This window comes from Pseudomonas reactans (assembly GCF_013385825.1).
GTDB lineage: Bacteria > Pseudomonadota > Gammaproteobacteria > Pseudomonadales > Pseudomonadaceae > Aquipseudomonas > Aquipseudomonas reactans.
In genome coordinates, this window is record NZ_JACAPG010000011.1 from 293,964 (window position 1) to 309,651 (window position 15,688).

Sequence of the window (15,688 nt, forward strand, 5' to 3'; positions counted from 1 at the left end):
ATTGATGAGTACTGATGTATGCCAGCAAAAGTAGTGGTAGTAGGCAGCTTGAACATGGACCTGGTGACCCGCGCCAGCCGGTTGCCGCGCGCCGGTGAAACACTCATCGGGCAGACATTTTCCACCGTGCCTGGCGGAAAGGGCGCGAACCAGGCCGTCGCTTCGGCGCGACTGGGCGCGGATGTTTCGATGATCGGCTGCGTCGGCAGCGATGCCTATGGCACTCAATTGCGTGACGCATTGCTGGTTGAGGGCATTGATTGCCAGGCCGTCAGTACCGTGGATGGCTCCAGTGGCGTGGCCTTGATCGTGGTGGATGACAGCAGCCAGAACGCGATTGTGATCGTGGCGGGCAGCAACGGCGAACTGACGCCGGCCTCGTTGCAGGCGTTCGACGCGGTGCTGCAGGCGGCTGACGTGATCGTCTGCCAGCTGGAAGTGCCGATGAATACAGTGGGCTACACCCTTAAACGCGGCCGCGAGCTGGGCAAGACGGTGATCCTCAACCCGGCTCCGGCCAGCGGTCCATTGCCGGCTGAGTGGTATACCTCGATCGACTACCTGATCCCCAATGAAAGTGAAGCCACCGCACTGAGCGGCGTGATGGTCGACTCGATTGACAGCGCCAAGGTGGCGGCGACCCAACTGGTCCAGGCCGGTGCCGGTAAAGTGATCATCACCCTGGGGTCTCAGGGCGCGCTGTTTACCGATGGCCAGCGCTTCGAGCATCTGCAGGCACCGAAGGTCAAGGCCGTAGACACCACTGCTGCAGGCGACACCTTTGTCGGTGGCTTTGCCGCGGCCTTGGCCAACGGTAAAGACGAGGCTGAGGCTATCCGCTTTGGCCAGGTTGCGGCGGCATTCTCGGTCACCCGTGCCGGCGCGCAACCCTCTATTCCAACGCTGCACGACGTACAAGGTTTTGTGCCCTCATGAAAAAGACACCTCTGCTCAATATCGCCCTGTCGCGTGTGATCGCCTCGCTTGGGCACGGCGACATCCTGGTGATCGGTGATGCCGGCCTGCCTGTGCCGCCGGGCGTAGAATTGATTGACCTGGCGTTGACCCAGGGCATCCCGGATTTCATCAGCACCTTGCGCATCGTGCTCAGTGAAATGCAGGTGGAAAGCCATGTGCTGGCCGAAGAAATCCTGCTCAAGCAACCGCCGGCGCTGGCTGAACTCAACACACTCACAGAACAAGCTGCCCTCGGTGAGCGGCGCCTGGTCAGCCATGAAGAATTCAAGCAGCTCAGCCGCAAGGCGCGCGCCGTGGTGCGCACTGGCGAATGTCAGCCTTACTGCAATATCGCGCTGGTATCCGGCGTAACGTTCTAGCGTTCCCAACAACAAGGAGTGTTTTATGCAACGTGGTCTCTCAACCCTGAAAAACCTGTTCCGGAGTGTTCTGCTTTTGTCCGCACTCACTGCTGCAAGCGCCCAGGCGGCGGAAAAGATCGACCTGATCATCGACACCGACCCCGGCGCCGATGACGTGGTGGCCTTGCTGTTCGCCATGGCGTCCCCGGATGAGCTGAATATCCGCGCGCTGACTACCGTCGCCGGCAACGTGCGCCTGGACAAGACCTCCCGCAACGCGCGCCTGGCCCGCGAGTGGGCAGGGCGCGAGGAAATTCCGGTGTACGCCGGTGCGCCAGCGCCGCTGCTGCGCAAGCCGATCTACGCCGAGAACATCCATGGCAAGGAGGGTATTTCCGGCGTCACCGTGCATGAGCCCAAGAAGGGCCTGGCGGACGGCAATGCCGTTGACTACCTGATCAAGACCCTGAGCACCGCCAAGCCGCACAGCATCACCCTCGCCATGCTCGGCCCGCAGACCAACCTGGCGCTGGCACTGACCCAGGCGCCTGAAATCACCCAAGGCATCAAGGAAGTAGTGGTGATGGGTGGTGCGCACTTCAATGGCGGCAATATCACTCCGGTGGCTGAATTCAACCTGTTCGCCGACCCGGTGGCTGCCGAGATTGTGCTTAAGAGTGGCGTCAAGCTGACCTACCTGCCGCTGGACGTGACCCACAAGGTGTTGACCAGCGAGGCACGCCTGAAAAAGATCGCCGACATCAAGAACAACGCGAGCAAGGTGGTGGGCGATATTCTTAACGAATACGTCAAGGGCGACATGGAGCACTACGGTATTCCAGGTGGCCCGGTGCATGACGCTACCGTCATCGCTTACCTGCTCAAGCCTTCGCTGTTCAGTGGTCGTCAGGCCAATATGGTGGTCGATAGCCGTGAGGGGCCGACCTTCGGGCAGACCATCGTCGATTGGTACGACGGCCTGAAGCAGGAAAAGAATGTGTTCTGGGTTGAGAACGGCGACGCCCAGGGCTTTTTCGATCTGCTGACCGAGCGTCTGGCGCGTCTGAAGTAATGGTTCTACCGGTCGGCGTTCGCCGACCGGTTCTTATTCGCGCTCGGGGTCGTGTGCCCCCATGTGATCGGCCGGGTATTTCTCGAATATCTGGCCGATGAACGCTTGCGCCGCCTGCGTGCCCAGTTCCTTGACCAGCAGGTCGATACCGATGATTGCCAATTCCTCTGGGCTGCCGGGGCTGTAGGAGCTTTGCCCTTGGGGCCATTTGGCTTTGATGTCGGCTTGGAGCGTTACGGTGGTCATGACTGTCTCGCGGGGCTGAAAGTACTGGGCAGTGCGCTGGAACGCGGTTCTTACGGGCTCAGTTAACCATTTTGCAGCGCGTTTGGCACTGATACTTAGGCATGAGGCGATTCGGAATGACGTCGCTGCTGTGCGACACTGTCTGCCTGTTTAATTGCCGGGGACACCACGTGCAGATCGATTTGAACAACCCCGAGAACCTGACATTGGCGAATGTGCGCCAACTGCTTGCCAGTGCCAGCGACGACGAACATACCCAGTTGCGGGTGACCGGGAGCGGAATCGCCTATATCTCATCAGGTAAGGTGGTGGGCGGTGTGGATATCGACGGCCTGCTGTTTCGTTTGGAGACCTGGGCAAGAGGCTCCGGATACGTCGGCAATGTGGCCGCCAGTGATGAAGTCTGGGTGACCCAGATTTTCAATGCGCTGAAGCAGAATTGGCCGAAGCCGGCGTTTGACTACATCGACATCTACTGATTTCGTTCATATCTGGTCACGATTGACCGGGCGAATGCCTGTCGAGAGTCAGGCAGACTTGCCCGGCGGCGGTTTACGTCTTGAAACCAATCCGCCCATTCGCTGTCGCACGATCTCTGTCCATTTTTTATCATAGGAGGCTTCATGCCTTGGAAGCTCGCATCATTCGGTACTTTGTTGGCAGCACTCGCGTTGGCGGGTTGCAGCACCCCGGGTGCCTCTGAGCCAGCCAAAGACGCCGCCGTGGCCGATGCCGGTCATAGCCGCTGTGAGTCGAAGGCCGCCGAATTCACCATCGGCCAGAAAGCTTCGCCCCAGTTGCTGGAGCAGGCGCGCACCCGTGCTGGTGCTCAGAACGCCCGCATCCTCAAGCCTAACGACATGATCACCCTGGAATACCGCTCTGACCGCTTGAACCTGAACACCGACGACAACCTGGTGATCACACGAGTCAATTGCGGCTAAATCGCTTCAGGCTTTTGCAGCGCCCATAAAAAACCCCGTCACATGGACGGGGTTTTTTTAGCTCAGCGGAGAATTACTCGCCGCGAACCTGTGCAGCTTGCATACCCTTTTGGCCTTTCTCAGCCACGAAGGAAACGGTTTGGCCTTCTTTCAGGCTTTTGAAACCGTCGCTTTCGATAGCTTTGAAGTGTACGAACAGGTCGTCACCGCCACCTTGAGGAGTGATGAAGCCGAAGCCTTTTTCATCGTTGAACCATTTAACGGTGCCGGTTTGGCGATTAGACATGGTGTATCTCCAAGAAACATATATTTTCAGTAGTGCTGTGCTGCTCAGGCCAACTGGGCACACCGGGCTATCATAGTCGAAATGTTCGGCTTGGGAGCCCCCCCAAGGCATTGTTTGCTAATCAATAGCGTTGCGTTTAGCCCCTGATCCGTCTGAAAGCCCCGATTTACGGGGCTTCGGCTCGAAATATCAACTGTTAAAAAAAGCCGTAAAAGCTGCGTATTTTGTGAGAAATGGCAGTTTTTAGGCCTTTTTTCCAGCGAAACAGCCGTGTGATCAGCGGCAAATCTTACTTTTTCTTCACGACTTTGCAGGACGAAATAGCCGCGACTGCTTTGTTTTTAAGCTCCGGGCTGGCGTTCTGATTTGTCATCAGTTCCTTGATTTCGGTAGTGCTCAGCTCGGCGTTGATCTTGTCAGCGCCACATTCGCAATGGGCTTTGGCAGTTTTGACGTCTACGTTCTGACTGGCGGCTGCGCTGCAGTCGCTGACGAAGCTATCGCGAGCACCGGCTGGCCAGTTCGACGGCGCTGCAGCTTGTGCGCCGAGGGAGAGGAAGGTCAGGGAGGCGGCGAGAGCGAGGGTAGAGGTAAAACGCATCATGAGGATGCTCCTTTGGGTCGAGGACGAACGGCGATTCTCAGTGGGTTTGAGGCATTGCGTACAGCTCAAGTTCACTTTTGCAGCTATAAAGGGCGGAATTTGTATTTACGCAATATAGCGGCGGCACGATGACCGTTCATCTGTGCTAGCATCTTCCGCCTGGCTATTTCCAGGCGCGCCCATTGCCGCCTTGCCATGTTCTTTTTAGCTCACTCCAGTCACTCTGGTTCGATTATCGGTTGGCCGAAAGGCTCCTGCCGCTGTAAGGCAGGCGTTCATCATTGAACGGCCTGGTATTGGATCTTGTACTGGCTCATCCCAACCCACGTGACCTTTGGTAGGGGTCACCACTAGGAGAGGAGGCGCCATGCCAACTATTACTCTTCCCGACGGCAGTCAACGTTCTTTCGATCATTCGGTTTCCGTAGCTGAGGTCGCCGCATCCATTGGTGCAGGCCTGGCCAAGGCCACCGTGGCCGGCAAGGTCGACGGCAAGCTCGTTGATGCCAGCGACCTGATCACCGGCGATGCCAGCCTGCAAATCATCACGCCCAAGGATCAAGAGGGGCTGGAGATCATTCGCCACTCTTGCGCGCACTTGATTGGCCACGCGGTCAAGCAACTGTATCCAACCGCAAAAATGGTGATCGGTCCGGTCATTGAAGAAGGCTTCTATTACGACATCGCCTATGAGCGTCCTTTCACTCCGGACGACTTGGCTGCGATCGAGCAGCGTATGCACCAGCTGATCGAAAAAGATTACGACGTGATCAAGAAGGTCACGCCGCGCGCCGAAGTGATCGACGTGTTCACCGCGCGTGGCGAAGACTACAAGCTGCGCCTGGTGGAAGATATGCCGGAAGAACAGGCCATGGGTCTGTACTACCACGAAGAATACGTCGACATGTGCCGTGGCCCGCACGTGCCGAACACGCGCTTCCTCAAGTCGTTCAAGCTGACCAAGCTGTCGGGCGCCTACTGGCGTGGTGACGCGAAGAACGAGCAACTGCAACGGATCTACGGCACCGCCTGGGCTGACAAGAAGCAGCTGGCGGCCTACATCCAGCGCATCGAAGAAGCCGAAAAACGCGACCACCGCAAGATCGGCAAGCGCCTGAACCTGTTCCACCTCCAGGAAGAAGCGCCGGGCATGGTGTTCTGGCACCCGAACGGCTGGACCCTGTACCAGGTGCTCGAGCAGTACATGCGCAAGGTTCAGCGTGAGAACGGCTACCTGGAAATCAAGACGCCCCAGGTTGTTGACCGTAGCCTCTGGGAGAAATCCGGGCACTGGGCCAACTACGCCGACAACATGTTCACCACCCAGTCGGAAAACCGCGACTACGCCATCAAGCCGATGAACTGCCCGTGCCACGTGCAGGTGTTCAACCAAGGCCTGAAGAGCTACCGCGAGTTGCCGATGCGCCTGGCTGAGTTCGGTGCCTGCCACCGTAACGAGCCATCGGGTGCGCTGCACGGCATCATGCGTGTGCGTGGTTTTACTCAGGATGACGCCCACATCTTCTGCACCGAAGAGCAGATGCAGGCCGAATCCGCCGCGTTCATCAAGCTGACCATGGATGTTTATCGCGATTTCGGCTTTACCGAAGTCGAGATGAAGCTGTCCACTCGTCCGGAAAAACGCGTCGGTTCCGACGAGCTGTGGGATCGCGCCGAAGCTGCACTGGCCGCTGCGCTCGACAGTGCGGGCCTTGCGTACGATCTGCAGCCGGGCGAAGGCGCGTTCTACGGTCCGAAGATCGAGTTCTCGCTGAAAGATTGCCTTGGCCGCGTCTGGCAGTGTGGTACCCTGCAGCTCGATTTTAACCTGCCGATCCGTCTGGGCGCCGAATACGTGTCCGAAGACAACAGCCGTAAACACCCGGTTATGCTGCACCGGGCGATCCTCGGTTCGTTCGAACGGTTCGTCGGGATCCTGATCGAGCACTACGAGGGTGCATTCCCTGCGTGGCTGGCTCCGACCCAGGCAGTGATCATGAATATCACTGATAAACAGGCAGATTTTGCCGCCGAAGTTGAAAAAACTCTCAACGAAAGCGGGTTTCGTGCCAAGTCCGACTTGAGAAATGAAAAGATCGGCTTTAAAATCCGCGAGCATACTTTGCTCAAGGTTCCCTATCTTTTGGTTATCGGAGATCGGGAAGTCGAGATGCAGACTGTCGCTGTGCGTACTCGTGAAGGTGCTGACCTGGGCTCGATGCCCGTCGCCCAGTTCGCTGAGTTCCTCGCGCAAGCGGTTTCCCGGCGTGGTCGCCCAGATTCGGAGTAATTATTATTAAGCGTGAAATGAGACAAGATAAACGAGCTGCACCGAAAGCCCCGATCAACGAGAATATCTCGGCACGCGAGGTTCGGTTAATTGGCGCTGACGGCGAGCAGATTGGCATCGTCTCGATTGATGAAGCGCTTCGTATCGCTGAAGAGTCCAAATTGGACCTGGTGGAAATCTCCGCCGACGCAGTCCCGCCTGTTTGCCGGGTGATGGACTACGGCAAGTCGATCTTCGAAAAGAAGAAGCAGATTGCTGCGGCGAAGAAGAACCAGAAGCAGATTCAAGTAAAAGAAATCAAGTTTCGTCCAGGGACGGAGGAAGGGGATTACCAGGTAAAACTGCGCAACCTGGTACGTTTCCTGAGTGATGGGGACAGGGCCAAGGTATCCTTGCGATTCCGCGGCCGTGAGATGGCCCACCAGGAGCTGGGCATGGAACTCCTCAAGCGGGTTGAAGCTGACCTGCTCGAGTACGGTTCCGTTGAACAGCATCCTAAGATGGAAGGACGCCAGCTGATCATGGTCATCGCCCCGAAAAAGAAGAAGTAATCAACAGGGCACGGCAGGCCTTCTGATTATGTTTATCAACTGAATGCGGAGTATCCGAACATGCCAAAGATGAAGACTAAAAGTGGTGCTGCTAAGCGGTTTCTGAAAACTGCTAACGGTATCAAGCACAAGCACGCTTTCAAGAGCCACATCCTGACCAAAATGTCGACCAAGCGTAAGCGTCAACTGCGCGGTAGCAGCTTGCTGCATCCGTCTGACGTGGCAAAAGTCGAGCGCATGCTGCGCCTTCGTTAATTTTTGGATCAAGAATAGAGGAAGTAACTCATGGCTCGTGTAAAGCGTGGCGTCATTGCCCGTAAACGTCACAAAAAAATTCTGAAACTTGCTAAAGGCTACTACGGCGCGCGTTCACGCGTATTCCGTGTTGCCAAGCAAGCGGTAATCAAGGCAGGCCAATACGCCTACCGCGACCGTCGTCAGAAAAAACGTCAGTTCCGCGCTCTGTGGATCGCTCGTATCAACGCTGGTGCACGTGTTAACGGTCTGTCCTACAGCCGTTTCATCGCTGGCCTGAAAAAAGCTTCCATCGAGATCGACCGTAAGGTTCTGGCCGAACTGGCAGTGAACGAAAAAGCGGTGTTTGCTGCGATTGTCGAGAAAGCTAAAGCCACTCTGGCTTAAGTACCCCCGACAATCACCCTGGGTTACGTCTGTAGCCCAAGGTGGTAAACGTCTTAAATAGGGGAAGAGCCTTCAAGCTCTTCCCCTATTTTGTATCTGGAGTCTGTACATGGAAAACCTGGACGCGCTCGTCGCTCAAGCCCTTGAGGCTGTGCAAAGCGCTGAAGATGTAAATGCCCTGGAGCAAATCCGGGTTCACTACCTTGGCAAGAAAGGTGAATTGACTCAGGTGATGAAGACCCTGGGGAATTTGCCGGCTGAAGAGCGTCCGCAAGTCGGTGCGCTGATCAACGTCGCCAAGGAGCGTGTCACAGAGGTACTCAATGCGCGCAAGGCGACCATGGAGGAGGCCGATCTCGCGGCCAAACTCGCCGCCGAGTCCATTGATGTAACCTTGCCTGGTCGCGGCCAGGCCTCGGGCGGTCTGCACCCGATCACCCGGACTCTGGAACGTATCGAGCAGTTCTTCACCCACATTGGCTACGGCATTGCCGAAGGCCCCGAGGTCGAAGACGATTATCACAACTTCGAGGCGCTCAACATCCCAGGCCATCACCCGGCCCGGTCGATGCACGACACCTTCTATTTCAACGCGAACATGCTGTTGCGCACCCATACCTCTCCGGTACAGGTCCGCACCATGGAAGCGAACAAGCCGCCGATCCGCATTGTCTGCCCAGGCCGTGTGTACCGTAGCGACTCCGATATCACCCACTCGCCGATGTTCCACCAGGTCGAAGGCCTGCTGGTTGATCGCGATATCAACTTCGCCGACCTCAAGGGCACCATCGAAGAGTTCCTTCGCGTGTTCTTCGAGAAAGAGCTGGCGGTACGTTTCCGTCCATCGTTTTTCCCATTCACCGAGCCATCTGCAGAAGTCGACATGGAATGCGTGATGTGCAGCGGCAAAGGCTGCCGCGTCTGCAAGCAGACCGGCTGGCTGGAGGTGATGGGCTGCGGCATGGTTCACCCTAACGTGCTGCGCATGTCCGGCATCGATCCGGAAGAGTTCTCGGGCTTTGCCTTCGGCATGGGCGTTGAACGTCTGGCCATGCTGCGTTACGGCGTGAACGACTTGCGTCTGTTCTTCGACAACGACTTGCGGTTCCTCGCGCAATTTCGCTAGTCGTAACGAATCTTTAGGAGAGCAGGATGAAATTCAGTGAACAATGGCTGCGTGGCTGGGTAAGCCCGCAGGTAGATCGCGACGCGCTGGTTGCGCGTCTGTCGATGGCCGGTCTTGAGGTCGATAGCGTAACGCCGGCCGCCGGTGTTTTCAGCGGTGTGGTCGTGGGCGAGGTGCTAAGCACCGAACAACACCCCGATGCCGACAAATTGCGCGTGTGCCAGGTCAGCAATGGCGCGGAAACCTTCCAGGTCGTGTGCGGAGCGCCAAACGTGCGCCCGGGCCTGAAGATCCCGTTTGCCATGATCGGTGCCGAGTTGCCGGGCGACTTCAAGATCAAGAAGGCCAAGCTGCGTGGCGTTGAGTCCAACGGCATGCTGTGCTCCCAGGCCGAGCTGCAAGTCGGTGAGGGCAACGATGGCTTGATGGAGCTGCCGGCCGACGCGCCAGTGGGCCAGGACATCCGCGGTTACCTGGAACTGGAAGATGCCAGCATCGAGGTCGACCTGACCCCGAACCGTGGCGACTGCCTGTCATTGGCTGGTTTGGCCCGTGAAGTCGGCGCGTTGTACAACGCCCCGGTCACCCGTCCTGTGGTTGCTGCCGTGCCAGCAGTGCACGACGAAGTGCGCCCGATCGACGTGCTGGCGCCAAACGCATGCCCGCGTTACCTGGGCCGTGTGATCCGCAACGTTGACCTTTCCAAGCCTACGCCGCTGTGGATGGTTGAGCGCCTGCGCCGTGCCGATGTGCGCAGCATCGATGCTGCCGTCGATATCACCAACTACGTGATGTTGGAGCTGGGTCAACCGCTACACGCGTTCGACCTCGCCGAAATCAACGGCGGCATTCGCGTACGTATGGCTGAAGAAGGCGAGAAGCTGGTGCTGCTCGACGGTCAGGAAGTCAGCCTGCGTGCCGACACCCTGGTCATCGCCGACCACTCCCGCGCCCTGGCGATTGCCGGCGTGATGGGTGGCGAGCACAGCGGTGTGTCCGCTACTACCCGTGACGTGTTCCTTGAGAGTGCGTTCTTCGACCAGATCGCCATCGCCGGCAAAGCCCGTTCCTACGGCCTGCACACCGATGCCTCACACCGCTACGAGCGTGGTGTGGACTGGAACCTCGCCCGTGAAGCCATGGAGCGCGCCACTGGCCTGCTGCTGGAAATCACCGGTGGCGAAGCCGGCCCGATCACCGAAACCGTCAACGAACAGTTCCTGCCGTCCGTTGCACCGATCACCCTGCGTGCCAAAAGCGTTGAGCAGATGCTTGGCCTGGTCATCGAACCGGCTGAAATCGAGCAACTGTTGTCGGCCCTCGGCCTGGCTATTTCCTCGAGTGGGGAAGGGCAGTGGCAGGTTGAAGTACCAAGCCATCGCTTCGATATCAGCCTGGAAGTCGACCTGATCGAAGAACTGGCGCGTCTCTACGGCTACAACCGCCTGCCGGTTCGTTACCCGCAAGCGCGCCTGGCGCCACAGCCGAAGGCCGAAGCGCGTGCGCACCTGCCGGAGCTGCGTCGCCTGCTGGTTGCCCGTGGTTATCAGGAAGCGGTGACCTACAGTTTCATCGATCCTAAGCAGTTCGAGCTGTTCAGCCCAGGCGTCGAGCCACTGTTGCTGGCCAATCCGATCTCCAACGACATGGCAGCCATGCGTTCGTCGCTGTGGCCAGGCTTGGTGAAAGCCCTTTCCCATAACCTGAACCGTCAACAAGATCGGGTGCGCATGTTCGAAAGTGGCCTGCGCTTCGTCGGTCAGCTGGATGGCCTGAAGCAAGAACCGATGCTGGCCGGTGTGGTTTGCGGCAGCCGTCTGCCTGAAGGCTGGGCACAGGGTCGCGACGCTGTGGACTTCTTCGACGTCAAGGCTGACGTGGAAGCGGTGCTGGGCTTTGCCGGTGCGCTGGATGCATTCACCTTCCTGCCGGGCAGCCATCCTGCATTGCACCCTGGCCAGACGGCACGCATCGAGCGTGAAGGTCGCCTGGTAGGTTTCGTCGGCGCCATTCACCCTGAGCTTTCGAAAACCCTCGGTCTCGACCGTCCGGTCTTCGTATTTGAACTGGTTCTGGCCGAAGTGGCTTCGGGCAAAATGCCTAAATTCAGCGAGTTGTCGCGCTTCCCTGAAGTGCGCCGTGACCTGGCGCTGATCGCCGACCGTGAAGTGGCCGCCACTGCCGTTCTGGATGTAATCCGTGAAAATGCAGGGGAATGGCTGACAGACCTCAGGCTATTTGACGTCTATCAGGGTAAAGGTATTGATCCGCATAGAAAAAGCCTTGCAGTTGGCTTGACCTGGCAGCATCCATCGCGCACTCTTAATGACGATGAGGTGAATACCACGACACAAAATATCCTCACCTCGCTCGAACAAAGGTTGAACGCCACGTTAAGGAAGTGACGTATGGGGGCTTTGACGAAAGCTGAGATGGCGGAACGTCTGTACGAAGAGTTGGGTCTGAACAAGCGCGAAGCCAAGGAATTGGTTGAGCTGTTTTTTGAAGAGATCAGACACGCTCTGGAAGACAACGAGCAGGTCAAATTGTCCGGTTTCGGCAACTTTGACCTGCGGGACAAACGCCAGCGGCCTGGCCGCAATCCAAAAACGGGAGAAGAAATCCCGATCACGGCTCGCCGTGTGGTCACCTTTCGTCCAGGGCAGAAGTTGAAGGCCCGAGTTGAGGCTTATGCTGGAACCAAGTCATAACGACGAGCTACCCGTCATCCCAGGCAAACGCTACTTCACCATTGGTGAAGTCAGCGAGCTCTGTGCGGTAAAACCGCACGTGCTGCGCTATTGGGAGCAGGAGTTTCCTCAACTCAACCCCGTCAAACGCACCGGGAACCGTCGGTATTATCAGCGCCAGGATGTGCTGATGATCCGACAGATCCGCGCGTTGCTGTACGACCAGGGGTTCACCATCAGCGGCGCGCGCCAGCGTATGTCCGGCGATGAAGCCAAAGACGACACCACCCAATACAAACAAATGATCCGCCAGATGATCGCCGAGCTTGAAGATGTGCTTGTGGTGTTGAAGAAGTGATTCAAGCTTTTAAAATACTTCCACATTTCAAAAGCTTGCGGTATATTCCGGATCGCTTCGTCAAGAAGCAAACCCAGTAACACGCCTAGTCGGGGCGTAGCGCAGTCCGGTAGCGCACTAGCATGGGGTGCTAGGGGTCGAGTGTTCGAATCACTCCGTCCCGACCATATTTTTCAATGTCTTAGCCCAATCTTTGCAGGTTGGGCTTTTTCATGCCCGAAAAAACACTCCCACATTTACCCCTACAGAATTTTCGACCATTTTGTGATGCGGCCTCGTTGTAAGCGCGCGAGATATTTAGCACTGGCACGAATGCTTCTGGATGGCGAGTTTGGCAGGGCTTTTGGTGTTAAGCGTTCCCTCTCGCACCATCAAGGCATACCTTGTTACAACCATTCGCCCCTGGGAACAGTCGGTATAGAACTTCGGCCTTTTGTTCTCATCCAAATTCCAGGCGTGTTTTAAACCGTGAGCGCCTGCTGACAACCCATAGAGGTTCACAGAATGAAAATGACACTACCCGCCCTGGTTTTGGGCGCCCTCATTTCGCAAGGAGCGATGGCCGCCGGAGATGGCACAGCCGCTCTTGGAGGCGGCGTTGGTGGTGCACTTGGCAATATCGTAGGTCAACAGCTCGGTGGCTCAACGGGCGCAGCGGTAGGCGCAGGCGTTGGTGGTGCCGCCGGCAGTGCTGTCGGGGCTCAAAGAGGCAACCGAGCGGAAGCCGCGCTAGGTGGCGGTATCGGCTCAGCCGGTGGCTCGCTGATTGGTAATCGTCTCGGAGGCACAACTGGATCGACTATCGGCGCCGGTGTAGGCGGGGCTGCAGGTGGCGCGCTGGGTAACAACCTGGCAGATGATGAGAGTGGTCATCGATCAGACGGCAAGAAGCACAAAGGCAACAACAAGCATAAACACAAGAACAAGCATCGTTAGCCCCTGACGTTGTTACATTGAAGCCCGGCCCAGCGCCGGGCTTCTTGTATCTGCCATTTGTAGAGGTTGATCGATGAGCTATCAACACGGGGGCCCCGTTACTTCCGCCCACAGATGGGGCGCTTTCTGAGCCATTTGGTAGCAACCTCCTGCTTATGCTTTTCACTCAGCTACCGACATTTTTCCGCGACTTCATCTGAATCAATCACTTGGCCCGTTCCCCAATCAGTTGGCACACATCCTGCTGTTTTGCATTTATGGATAATTGGATACAAAAATTCAAAAGGTGCTGCCGATGCAATTTGCCCCCGCTTATGTTGACCGCCAGCCGCTCACCGCCGAGGAGGAGGCCTACAATTTCCTGCTCGACGCCATTTGCGGTGGTCGCTACCGCAAGGGCGACCGGCTGATTGCTGAAGACATCGCCAGCGAAATCGGCATGAGCCGCATGCCGGTGCGCGAAGCCTTCCGCCGTCTGGATGCCCAGGGTTTGGTCACCCTAAGGCCCAACCGGGGCGCCGTGGTCAGCGGCTTGGATATCGATGAATTGCACGAAGTGTTCGAGATGCGCAGTGCCCTCGAAGGCCTGGCTGTGCGCGTGGCAGTCGCACGCATCGGCGAACGCCAATTGGCCGCACTGGAGCGCCTGCTCGACGAGATGGACGACTACCGCGACGAAAGTGCCGCCTGGGTCAGCCGCCACCGCGCTTTTCATGAATACCTGTGCAGCCTCAGCGGCCGCCCGCGTTTGATGAAACAGATCTCGGCGCTTTACTCGCTGGTGGAAGCGCCCATGCGCCTGTGGTTGCAGCACGGCGAAAAACCCCTCAGCGCCCGCCAGGAACACGCGGTGATCCTCGATGCCATTCGTTCCGGTGACGCGGCTCGCGCCGAAGCGGTGGTGCGCGAGCACATCGAGGGGACCGTGCCAGCGCTGATCCAATTCCTGCAAACCGAACAATAAGAAAGACCTGCTGTGTGTTGACTTTGAGTCCTGCCCCGTTAACCAACGAACTGGAGTGTCTGGTCATGCATAAACGCCGCGCCTTGCTGGTGGCTGTCTCCCTCGGCCTCTGTACCCAATGGGCCATTGCCGCGCCCCAGGTACCGGAGCGCCTGAAGAGCGTCGATAAACTCGTCTACTGCTCGGGGATGGATTCACCGCCCCTGGTGTCCTTCGATGAAGCGCAGAAACCGCGCGGGCTCACCGTCGACCTCGGGCTCGAGATCGCCAAGCGCCTGGGCGACAAGCAGGTGCAGTGGCGGGTGATTCCGTTCTCCGGCCTGGTGCCGGCGTTGCTTGCGCAGCAGTGCGACATGATCGTCGACCAGCTGTTCGACAAGCCCGAGCGGCGCCAGGTGATCGACATCGTCAACTACATGTATTCCAGCCAGTCGGTGGTGGTGCCCAAGGGCAATCCCAAAGGCATCAAGGCCCTGGATGACTTGTCCGGGCACAAGGTTGCGGTGCTCAACGGTTCTACCATCAAGACCTTGCTGGACGCGCAAAACGACAGCCTGACCAAGGCCGGCAAACCGCCGATGAAGCTGGTGGTCTACAACACCGACACCGACGCCTTCCAGGCCCTGCGCATCAGCCAGGTCGACGCCTACGGCACCACGGTGGAAACCGCCGGCTACTACGCGGCGATGGCCCCGGACCTGTTCCAGGAAGGCGTGCCGGCCTTCAGCCGCATCCTCACCGGCCTGGGCATGCGCAAGGACGACCCGCAACTCACCGCCGCCGTGCAGCAAGTGATCAGTGACATGCGCAGCGATGGCAGCTACGTGGCGTTGCTGAACAAATGGCATGTCAGCAGTGACACTCTCGACTGAGGTTGCCCGCAATGAACTTCAATTGGGATGTGTTCTGGCAGTACCTGTTGCAGCCCAGCGGGGTGTACCTCACCGGGCTGTGGCTGACTTGCCTGATCGCGGTGTCGGCGATGTTGCTGGGCTGCGTGCTAGGCCTGGCGGCGGCGCTGTTGCGCCTGTCAAAGAACCCGCTGCTGCACCTGCCAGTGCGGTTTTACGTGTGGTTGATGCGCGGCACGCCGTTACTGGTGCAGATCGTGTTTCTGTACACGGCGTTGGCAGCGGGCGGGATTTTCCGATTTGAGGACATCGACCTGTTCGGCCTGGTCGTGCCCGGCAATATCCAGGCGGCGATCATCGCCCTGGGCCTCAACGAAGGCGCCTACATGGCCGAAATCATCCGCGCCGGCATCGGCGCGGTCGACAAGGGTCAATACGAAGCCGGGCGCTCCCTGGGCATGGGCTTTGCCAAGCTGATGCGGCGCATCGTACTGCCCCAGGCGTTCCGCGTGATCGTGCCGCCGCTGGGCAACGAGTTCAACGTGATGCTCAAGAACACCACCCTGGTCAGCGTGATCGGCGTGCAGGAATTACTGCTCAGCACGCAGATGGTCACATCGGCCACGTTCCGCGTGTTCGAGCTGTACCTGGTAGTGGCGATCTACTTCCTGATGCTCACCACGCTCTGGGGCTTCTTCCAGCGTTGGCTGGAGGCACGCTTCGGCCAGTCCGACCGGCCTTCCGCGCCGCCACCGGCGTCCAGCCGCATGTTCGGGCGCAGCACCTTGAAACTGCTGAGGGGACGATAA

General features: G+C 58.1%; 20 protein-coding genes and 1 tRNA gene. 18 read left to right on the forward strand and 3 right to left on the reverse strand.

Annotation, left to right across the window (positions count from 1 at the left end; genetic code table 11):
- Positions 1 to 18: 18 nt before the first annotated feature.
- From rbsK to HX868_RS12850, 3 genes are read left to right on the forward strand one after another with little or no spacing between them, the layout of a single operon-like run.
- Entirely contained in the window at positions 19 to 936 is a 918-nt protein-coding gene (gene rbsK / locus HX868_RS12840; protein ID WP_177003111.1) for a ribokinase, read from the forward strand.
- Positions 933 to 1,337, forward strand: a complete 405-nt coding sequence (gene rbsD / locus HX868_RS12845) for a D-ribose pyranase (RefSeq protein WP_016978152.1) — start codon at positions 933 to 935, stop codon at positions 1,335 to 1,337. Before rbsK ends, rbsD begins: the two co-directional genes overlap by 4 nt.
- Before the next feature lie 25 nt (positions 1,338 to 1,362).
- A complete protein-coding gene (locus HX868_RS12850; protein ID WP_177003112.1) occupies positions 1,363 to 2,391 on the forward strand; it encodes a nucleoside hydrolase in 1,029 nt (342 codons plus the stop codon).
- A gap of 33 nt (positions 2,392 to 2,424) precedes the next feature.
- Here the strand turns inward: HX868_RS12850 and HX868_RS12855 are convergent, their stop codons facing one another.
- On the reverse strand, positions 2,425 to 2,637 hold the full coding sequence (locus tag HX868_RS12855; protein ID WP_010209115.1) for a hypothetical protein: 213 nt from the start codon (positions 2,635 to 2,637) through the stop codon (positions 2,425 to 2,427).
- A 170-nt stretch (positions 2,638 to 2,807) separates the two neighbouring features.
- Here HX868_RS12855 and HX868_RS12860 point away from each other — a divergent pair, with 170 nt between their 5' ends.
- Both HX868_RS12860 and HX868_RS12865 read left to right on the forward strand, forming a co-directional pair.
- Positions 2,808 to 3,116, forward strand: a complete 309-nt coding sequence (locus HX868_RS12860) for a hypothetical protein (protein ID WP_177003271.1) — start codon at positions 2,808 to 2,810, stop codon at positions 3,114 to 3,116.
- Positions 3,117 to 3,260: 144 nt separating this feature from the next.
- Entirely contained in the window at positions 3,261 to 3,581 is a 321-nt protein-coding gene (locus HX868_RS12865; RefSeq protein WP_025857833.1) for an I78 family peptidase inhibitor, read from the forward strand.
- 73 nt (positions 3,582 to 3,654) lie between these two features.
- Here the strand turns inward: HX868_RS12865 and HX868_RS12870 are convergent, their stop codons facing one another.
- Both HX868_RS12870 and HX868_RS12875 read right to left on the reverse strand, forming a co-directional pair.
- Positions 3,655 to 3,867, reverse strand: coding sequence for a cold-shock protein (locus HX868_RS12870; protein WP_003234260.1), 213 nt, complete (start codon positions 3,865 to 3,867; stop codon positions 3,655 to 3,657).
- 289 nt (positions 3,868 to 4,156) lie between these two features.
- Positions 4,157 to 4,471 carry a hypothetical protein gene (locus tag HX868_RS12875; protein ID WP_177003113.1) on the reverse strand — a complete coding sequence of 105 codons (315 nt, stop codon included), beginning with the start codon at positions 4,469 to 4,471 and terminating at the stop codon, positions 4,157 to 4,159.
- A 367-nt stretch (positions 4,472 to 4,838) separates the two neighbouring features.
- Here HX868_RS12875 and thrS point away from each other — a divergent pair, with 367 nt between their 5' ends.
- The 13 genes from thrS (at position 4,839) to HX868_RS12940 (ending at position 15,688) form a co-directional block, all read left to right on the forward strand.
- Entirely contained in the window at positions 4,839 to 6,761 is a 1,923-nt protein-coding gene (gene thrS, locus HX868_RS12880; RefSeq protein WP_016978146.1) for a threonine--tRNA ligase, read from the forward strand.
- Complete coding sequence (infC, locus tag HX868_RS12885) at positions 6,761 to 7,312, forward strand: translation initiation factor IF-3 (protein ID WP_169850653.1); 552 nt, start codon at positions 6,761 to 6,763, stop codon at positions 7,310 to 7,312. The genes thrS and infC overlap by 1 nt, the downstream gene beginning before the upstream one ends.
- A 60-nt stretch (positions 7,313 to 7,372) precedes the next feature.
- Entirely contained in the window at positions 7,373 to 7,567 is a 195-nt protein-coding gene (rpmI, locus tag HX868_RS12890) for a 50S ribosomal protein L35 (protein ID WP_002553160.1), read from the forward strand.
- Positions 7,568 to 7,597: 30 nt separating this feature from the next.
- Positions 7,598 to 7,954: a 50S ribosomal protein L20 gene (gene rplT / locus HX868_RS12895; RefSeq protein ID WP_003174975.1), complete on the forward strand. Its 357-nt coding sequence runs from the start codon at positions 7,598 to 7,600 to the stop codon at positions 7,952 to 7,954.
- 109 nt (positions 7,955 to 8,063) lie between these two features.
- The gene (gene pheS, locus HX868_RS12900; protein ID WP_010209123.1) at positions 8,064 to 9,080 is read left to right on the forward strand and encodes a phenylalanine--tRNA ligase subunit alpha; all 1,017 of its coding nucleotides are present in this window, start codon (positions 8,064 to 8,066) and stop codon (positions 9,078 to 9,080) included.
- Between the two features lie 26 nt (positions 9,081 to 9,106).
- Positions 9,107 to 11,485, forward strand: coding sequence for a phenylalanine--tRNA ligase subunit beta (gene pheT, locus HX868_RS12905; protein WP_177003114.1), 2,379 nt, complete (start codon positions 9,107 to 9,109; stop codon positions 11,483 to 11,485).
- Positions 11,486 to 11,488: 3 nt separating this feature from the next.
- Positions 11,489 to 11,791: an integration host factor subunit alpha gene (gene ihfA, locus HX868_RS12910; protein WP_002553164.1), complete on the forward strand. Its 303-nt coding sequence runs from the start codon at positions 11,489 to 11,491 to the stop codon at positions 11,789 to 11,791.
- On the forward strand, positions 11,772 to 12,128 hold the full coding sequence (locus HX868_RS12915; RefSeq protein WP_010209127.1) for a MerR family transcriptional regulator: 357 nt from the start codon (positions 11,772 to 11,774) through the stop codon (positions 12,126 to 12,128). Before ihfA ends, HX868_RS12915 begins: the two co-directional genes overlap by 20 nt.
- A gap of 90 nt (positions 12,129 to 12,218) precedes the next feature.
- Positions 12,219 to 12,295 (forward strand) — tRNA-Pro (locus HX868_RS12920).
- A 337-nt stretch (positions 12,296 to 12,632) separates the two neighbouring features.
- The gene (locus tag HX868_RS12925) at positions 12,633 to 13,064 is read left to right on the forward strand and encodes a hypothetical protein (protein WP_177003115.1); all 432 of its coding nucleotides are present in this window, start codon (positions 12,633 to 12,635) and stop codon (positions 13,062 to 13,064) included.
- A 295-nt stretch (positions 13,065 to 13,359) separates the two neighbouring features.
- Entirely contained in the window at positions 13,360 to 14,028 is a 669-nt protein-coding gene (locus HX868_RS12930; protein WP_095016922.1) for a GntR family transcriptional regulator, read from the forward strand.
- Between the two features lie 65 nt (positions 14,029 to 14,093).
- On the forward strand, positions 14,094 to 14,900 hold the full coding sequence (locus tag HX868_RS12935) for an ABC transporter substrate-binding protein (protein ID WP_177003116.1): 807 nt from the start codon (positions 14,094 to 14,096) through the stop codon (positions 14,898 to 14,900).
- Between the two features lie 11 nt (positions 14,901 to 14,911).
- Complete coding sequence (locus HX868_RS12940) at positions 14,912 to 15,688, forward strand: amino acid ABC transporter permease (RefSeq protein WP_010209179.1); 777 nt, start codon at positions 14,912 to 14,914, stop codon at positions 15,686 to 15,688.

Excerpts from the sequence above, each read along its gene's own strand:
- rbsK (WP_177003111.1), top strand. The coding sequence starts at position 19 with ATGCCAGCAAAAGTAGTGGTAGTAGGCAGCTTGAACATGGACCTGGTG.
- HX868_RS12865 (WP_025857833.1), top strand. The coding sequence starts at position 3,261 with ATGCCTTGGAAGCTCGCATCATTCGGTACTTTGTTGGCAGCACTCGCG.
- pheT (WP_177003114.1), top strand. The coding sequence starts at position 9,107 with ATGAAATTCAGTGAACAATGGCTGCGTGGCTGGGTAAGCCCGCAGGTA.
- HX868_RS12940 (WP_010209179.1), top strand. The coding sequence starts at position 14,912 with ATGAACTTCAATTGGGATGTGTTCTGGCAGTACCTGTTGCAGCCCAGC.
- HX868_RS12925 (WP_177003115.1), top strand. The coding sequence starts at position 12,633 with ATGAAAATGACACTACCCGCCCTGGTTTTGGGCGCCCTCATTTCGCAA.
- HX868_RS12935 (WP_177003116.1), top strand. The coding sequence starts at position 14,094 with ATGCATAAACGCCGCGCCTTGCTGGTGGCTGTCTCCCTCGGCCTCTGT.
- HX868_RS12855 (WP_010209115.1), bottom strand. The coding sequence starts at position 2,637 with ATGACCACCGTAACGCTCCAAGCCGACATCAAAGCCAAATGGCCCCAA.
- ihfA (WP_002553164.1), top strand. The coding sequence starts at position 11,489 with ATGGGGGCTTTGACGAAAGCTGAGATGGCGGAACGTCTGTACGAAGAG.
- HX868_RS12870 (WP_003234260.1), bottom strand. The coding sequence starts at position 3,867 with ATGTCTAATCGCCAAACCGGCACCGTTAAATGGTTCAACGATGAAAAA.
- HX868_RS12915 (WP_010209127.1), top strand. The coding sequence starts at position 11,772 with ATGCTGGAACCAAGTCATAACGACGAGCTACCCGTCATCCCAGGCAAA.
- thrS (WP_016978146.1), top strand. The coding sequence starts at position 4,839 with ATGCCAACTATTACTCTTCCCGACGGCAGTCAACGTTCTTTCGATCAT.
- rplT (WP_003174975.1), top strand. The coding sequence starts at position 7,598 with ATGGCTCGTGTAAAGCGTGGCGTCATTGCCCGTAAACGTCACAAAAAA.
- HX868_RS12930 (WP_095016922.1), top strand. The coding sequence starts at position 13,360 with ATGCAATTTGCCCCCGCTTATGTTGACCGCCAGCCGCTCACCGCCGAG.
- rbsD (WP_016978152.1), top strand. The coding sequence starts at position 933 with ATGAAAAAGACACCTCTGCTCAATATCGCCCTGTCGCGTGTGATCGCC.
- rpmI (WP_002553160.1), top strand. The coding sequence starts at position 7,373 with ATGCCAAAGATGAAGACTAAAAGTGGTGCTGCTAAGCGGTTTCTGAAA.
- HX868_RS12875 (WP_177003113.1), bottom strand. The coding sequence starts at position 4,471 with ATGATGCGTTTTACCTCTACCCTCGCTCTCGCCGCCTCCCTGACCTTC.
- HX868_RS12850 (WP_177003112.1), top strand. The coding sequence starts at position 1,363 with ATGCAACGTGGTCTCTCAACCCTGAAAAACCTGTTCCGGAGTGTTCTG.
- pheS (WP_010209123.1), top strand. The coding sequence starts at position 8,064 with ATGGAAAACCTGGACGCGCTCGTCGCTCAAGCCCTTGAGGCTGTGCAA.